At 63.6% G+C, this 4573-nt stretch carries 8 protein-coding genes; 7 read left to right on the forward strand and 1 reads right to left on the reverse strand.

The window, feature by feature from the left end; translation table 11 throughout:
- Window positions 1–255: 255 nt before the first annotated feature.
- The 5 genes from VMR03_RS05340 to VMR03_RS05360 all read left to right on the forward strand — a co-directional run bounded on the left by VMR03_RS05340 (window position 256) and on the right by VMR03_RS05360 (window position 3382).
- Window positions 256–591 carry a hypothetical protein gene (locus VMR03_RS05340; protein ID WP_325403008.1) on the forward strand — a complete coding sequence of 112 codons (336 nt, stop codon included), beginning with the start codon at window positions 256–258 and terminating at the stop codon, window positions 589–591.
- Window positions 592–846: 255 nt separating this feature from the next.
- On the forward strand, window positions 847–1497 hold the full coding sequence (locus VMR03_RS05345; RefSeq protein WP_325403010.1) for a TetR/AcrR family transcriptional regulator: 651 nt from the start codon (window positions 847–849) through the stop codon (window positions 1495–1497).
- Window positions 1484–2125 (forward strand): TetR/AcrR family transcriptional regulator, encoded by a 642-nt coding sequence (locus VMR03_RS05350; RefSeq protein ID WP_325403012.1) that lies wholly within the window; start codon window positions 1484–1486, stop codon window positions 2123–2125. Before VMR03_RS05345 ends, VMR03_RS05350 begins: the two co-directional genes overlap by 14 nt.
- Complete coding sequence (locus VMR03_RS05355; RefSeq protein ID WP_325403014.1) at window positions 2122–2736, forward strand: TetR/AcrR family transcriptional regulator; 615 nt, start codon at window positions 2122–2124, stop codon at window positions 2734–2736. The genes VMR03_RS05350 and VMR03_RS05355 overlap by 4 nt, the downstream gene beginning before the upstream one ends.
- 22 nt (window positions 2737–2758) lie before the next feature.
- Complete coding sequence (locus VMR03_RS05360; RefSeq protein WP_325403016.1) at window positions 2759–3382, forward strand: TetR/AcrR family transcriptional regulator; 624 nt, start codon at window positions 2759–2761, stop codon at window positions 3380–3382.
- Between the two features lie 9 nt (window positions 3383–3391).
- Here the strand turns inward: VMR03_RS05360 and VMR03_RS05365 are convergent, their stop codons facing one another.
- Window positions 3392–3940: a hypothetical protein gene (locus VMR03_RS05365; RefSeq protein WP_325403018.1), complete on the reverse strand. Its 549-nt coding sequence runs from the start codon at window positions 3938–3940 to the stop codon at window positions 3392–3394.
- Between the two features lie 193 nt (window positions 3941–4133).
- On the opposite strand from VMR03_RS05365, the gene VMR03_RS05370 reads away from it, so the two are divergent.
- Together VMR03_RS05370 and VMR03_RS05375 are read left to right on the forward strand one after the other, a co-directional pair.
- A complete protein-coding gene (locus tag VMR03_RS05370) occupies window positions 4134–4283 on the forward strand; it encodes a hypothetical protein (protein WP_325403020.1) in 150 nt (49 codons plus the stop codon).
- A gap of 143 nt (window positions 4284–4426) precedes the next feature.
- Complete coding sequence (locus tag VMR03_RS05375; RefSeq protein ID WP_325403022.1) at window positions 4427–4561, forward strand: hypothetical protein; 135 nt, start codon at window positions 4427–4429, stop codon at window positions 4559–4561.
- Window positions 4562–4573: the final 12 nt, after the last annotated feature.

Genomic DNA, 4573 nt, shown 5'->3' on the forward strand with positions numbered 1-4573 from the left:
GCGAAGCGATGGCGGATTGCATATGGGCTTTGCGGCGATCCCCGAAGCGCAGATCGCCCGGTCGGCGCGCCGGTTGGCACAGGTTTTCGCCGAAGCCCACCTTTGACGGCGTCTCCGCGCGACCCCTTTGCCACAGGGACACTCCAAATTCACACCCGGCAACACACGGAGTGGAACCGTCGCCATTCCCGTGCTTTTCCACTTTATGGACCCGTCCGGCGGGTCCGCGTGGCGGAAGATGCGGGAGACGGACAGATGGCGATGCAAAAGGAAGCCAGCACGCGCAGGGACCATCTCATCCTGCTTCGCATTAGTGTCCTCGTCGCCGTCCTCCTCTCGGGCGGCCTGTTTGTGCTCGGCGCCCGTTCGCCATATGACGCGGCGTCCCATGCCGGGATTTCAATTGAAAACGCTTCCGACTCTCAGGTCCGGGAGATCGAGGCCGCCGCCCCGCAGCCGGTGGCCATGGGTACCACGGACGGGTCGCCCCAGCGCAAGTTGCTCGCCGTCATGGTGACGGCTCTGGCCGCCGTCCTGCTCTGGCTATGGCGCGAATTGCCTCTGCGTCGTCGTACACGACAATGGCACTGACCTGTACCTAGGTATTTCCCCCTTAGTAAACCGGCGCTCTTTTAAACGTCCGTCCAACACGGACGGGTCTTCGTGTGTTTGGATATAATAGGTATTGCTGCCTTTATTGCGGCGGGCCACACCTATAGCTCGGTAGTATTCCTTATTTTATTATCTGTGTTTTGTTTTAGCATGTAACTGAAAGCGGCGCTTCGTATGCGGATCGAATGGGTCCGGTCGGCGCGTTTAGAGACGACGGGGGAGGGACGCTGAAAATTGGGGCTCGAGGGATATCGCCGGTCGGTCAGCGAGACTAAACGCGCTTCCATACTCAACGCGGGCCGCCTTCATTTTCTGTCCAAGGGCTACAACGGTGCCGCGATTGCCGATATCGCTCGCGAAGCCGACGTGTCCACGGCGACGCTTTACAAGCATTTCACGTCGAAGGAAGAGCTCTTCGCCGCGGTGGTAAACGGGGCCTACCCGGACGACGAATATCTGGCGACGGCGCAGCAAACCGATCTCGAGGAATTCATGGTCGGACTGCTCCAGCACTACCTTCGGGCGCATTTCGAAGGCCAGGTCAACACATTGCTTCGCATCGTCATCGCGGAAGTGCCCTCGGCGCCGCAACTGGCGCAGGATATGTTCGAGCGCTTCATAACATTGCGCTACCGCCAACTTGAGCAGCTTGCGGATCATCTCGTCGCGCAGGGGAAACTGAAGCCGCACGACACGCATTACGGCGTTCGCCTGATAGGCGGCGTTCTGAAGGAATATTTCATCTGGCCGGCTCTTTTCGACGCCGGGATGACCCTTCCGGAAGATGCCGGGAAGGTCGTGCGCCGGGCCGTCGGGGATTATCTCGAACTCTACGGAGTCCAGCAGCGGCCAGTTTCGCGGAGAAAGAAAATTGGGTCTGGATAATTACAGGCGCAGCGTCAGCGAGGCAAAGCAGGCTTCCATCTTGAAAGCCGGCCGCGAGATATTTCTGCGCGACGGCTTTTCCCGCGCTTCCGTGGCGGATATCGCGCGCAGCGCCGATGTCTCCACGGCGACGCTCTACAAACATTTTTCCTCGAAGGAAGATCTCTTCTCCGCCGTGGTGCGCAACGCCGCGAAGGACCTCGGCGATTACGCCAGCCTTCTCACCACGGAAACGAATGTCGAGGAGATATTCGTAACCGTGACCCGTGCCTATCTCACGATGCAGTTCGAGCGCAAGTCGAACGAGTTGATGCGCATCCTGATCGCAGAGGCGTCGCGCAATCCGAAGCTGGTGCGCGAGGCGGCGGAATACATGGTCGAGCGGCGACTGAAATCGCTTCAGGCCGTGCTGGAGACGCTGATCGAACGCGGACTTCTCAGGCCGCACGACGCGGCGCTGGGCGCACGGCTTGCGAGCGGAATGATCAAGGAGCTTTTCGTCTGGCCCGCCCTTTTCGATCCGGATTTCACCATTCCCGCCGATGCGGACGAGCAGATCAGGGCGGCTATGGCCGTTTATATCGCACGATACGGCGTGCAGCCCCACACAGGGAGGACTCCGGATTGAGTCTCGAAAGTTACAGGCGCAGCGTCAGCGACGCGAAGCATGCCAGCATTCTCAAGGTCGCGTTTATCCGCTTCCTCGAGGATGGATTCTCGAAAGCCGCCATGGCCGACATCGCGCGCGAGGCCGATGTGTCGACAGCGACGCTCTATAAGCATTTCGGCTCGAAGGAGGAGCTTTTCGTCGCCGTCGTGACCGAAGCCGCGAGCGAGGTGCACGAGGATTTCGGCACCATCCCGGCCGATGCGACGGCTGAGGATTTCTTCCACAAGATTCTGCTCGACGGGTGGACTGCCCAGAGAAAAGGCCGCGTCAACGATCTGCTGCGCGTCACCATCGCCGAAACGAATTCTTCGCCCGAGCTCGCGCGTCTGGTGTTCGAGACGGTCGTCGGCGGGCGCTATCGGCGCGTGCAGGCGGTGCTCGACCAGATGGTCGGGCGCGGATTGCTGAAGCCGCACGACACCGCGTTCGGCGCGCGGATCGCGCTCGGCATGATCAAGGAGCTCTTCGTCTGGCCCGCGCTGCTCGATCCCGATTTTCGGTTGCCGTCGGATGCACTGACGCAGGCGCAGGAAGCGATCGACACCTATCTCGCGAGCTACGGCGCATAACCGCATCGGGAGCAGGACCGCAATGACACTCGAGAGCTACCGGCGGGAGGTCAGTTCCGCCAAGCGCGCCGACATCGTCAGGGCCGCCGCCGACCAGTTCCTCAAGCATGGCTATCAACGCGCGGCGGTGGCCGACATCGCGCGCGTGGCCGACGTCTCGACGGCGACGCTCTACAAGCATTTCGGGTCGAAGGAGGAACTCTTCGCCGCGACCGTGGAGGAGGTGCAGAACGCGGTCGACGACGAATTCGCGCAGCAGCCGCCCGGCGCGACGCTCGCGGAGATGCTGCACAACGCCGCACGGACTTATCTCTCCTTGCAGTTCGACCGCAATCTGAACGGCCTGATGCGGATCGTGATCGCCGAGTCCGGACGCCATCCCAAACTCGGGCGGCGCATGTATCTCAGCTTCGTCAACCGCCGCCGCGACGGCGCCACCGCCGCCTTCGACAAGATGGTCGCGGCCGGCTGGCTGAAGCCGCACGACACGCATCTGAGCGCGACCTTCATGGGCGGCATGATGAAGGAGTTTTTCGTCTGGCCGGCGCTGTTCGATCCGACGTTCACAATACCGGAGGACGCCGACGCGAAGATCGACGAGATCATCGCGGTCTTCCTCGCGCGCTACGGCGCCGGCCATCCCTGAGCCCGGATATCAGAGCAGGCGTTCCGGCGCGCCGGGCGCCGCGTGAGCGTGAGGCGGCGCGACCTTGAGCGCATGCGCCACCTCGTCCGGCCGATCGAGATCGGCGATGAAGACGCGCTCGCCCGACAGCATGACGAGATCGAGCGCGCCGCCGCCGAAGAGACGCTGCGGCAAGGAGCGGCGGACGCGGAGCGTCGCGATTTCCGTCGCGCCGACGCGCAGGCTGCGCGGGCGGGCGAAGCCGTCGCGCAGCACGAGTTCGCGCGCCGCCGCGCCTTCCGTGCCCTCCCGGCCGCGCGGCCAGACATCGACCGTGAGCAGGCGGGCGCGCAACGCCGCCGCGAAGAAGAGCAAGGGCACGCCCAGCGCCTCGACCGCCAGCGCGAGCGCCCCGAGGCCGGCGAGCGGCGGCCGGTGCAGCTCCGCCCAGGCATAGATCGCAAGCCAGACGGCGCCGACGACCAGCGTCGGCAGATAGATCGTCCAATGCGCCCGGGCCGACGCCAGGGGCCGGTCCGTGCCGGAAACGAGGGGAGCCGAAGCGGAGGGCTTGTTCATGTGTCCCAAGATCGCAGACCCCGCCCCACTTGTTAAGCCCGTCCCGCTTGTGAAGCAAACCTTCGAGGCTTAACATTCCTCTCGTAACGAGTGTTCGGGGTGTCCGCGCCCCGTGAGGCGCTCCGACCTTTCCGCATGGGCCGTCATTGCCCCCATGCGGACAGTTTCCCTGCACGGGGAACGGGAGGAGTTTATGTCCGTTCATGTTCACGGTAGCGACCAAGCCCGTGGCGGCGTAACCGGCCATGGCGTGCGTTACGTACTCGGTATTTCCCTGTTCGCGGCCTGGGCGATCCTCAGCCTGCTGGTGCTTTCCTCGGTGATCGAGCACACCACGGGCTAACTACGGGCGGAATGTCGCGCCCGGCTTGAGCCGCCCACGGACGATGCCTATCTGTTGACTGCGGCGACGGATGTCCTCGTATGCCCTCGTGGACGTCCTGCATTTCCCGCCCGGGAGCGCCGCCAGGCGGGCAAGGAGGCAGCATGACCATCCTTCGCAACGACCATGATTTCCCGACCGCGCCCACGAGCTTCCTCGAGGAACACGCCCCGCAACTCGCCGGCGGCCTCGTCGCCCTCGTCATCTTCGCCCTGCTCTTCGTCGCCTTCGTGCGGTAGCGGGGCGGGGGA

This window comes from Parvibaculum sp. (assembly GCF_035511255.1).
Lineage (GTDB): Bacteria > Pseudomonadota > Alphaproteobacteria > Parvibaculales > Parvibaculaceae > Parvibaculum.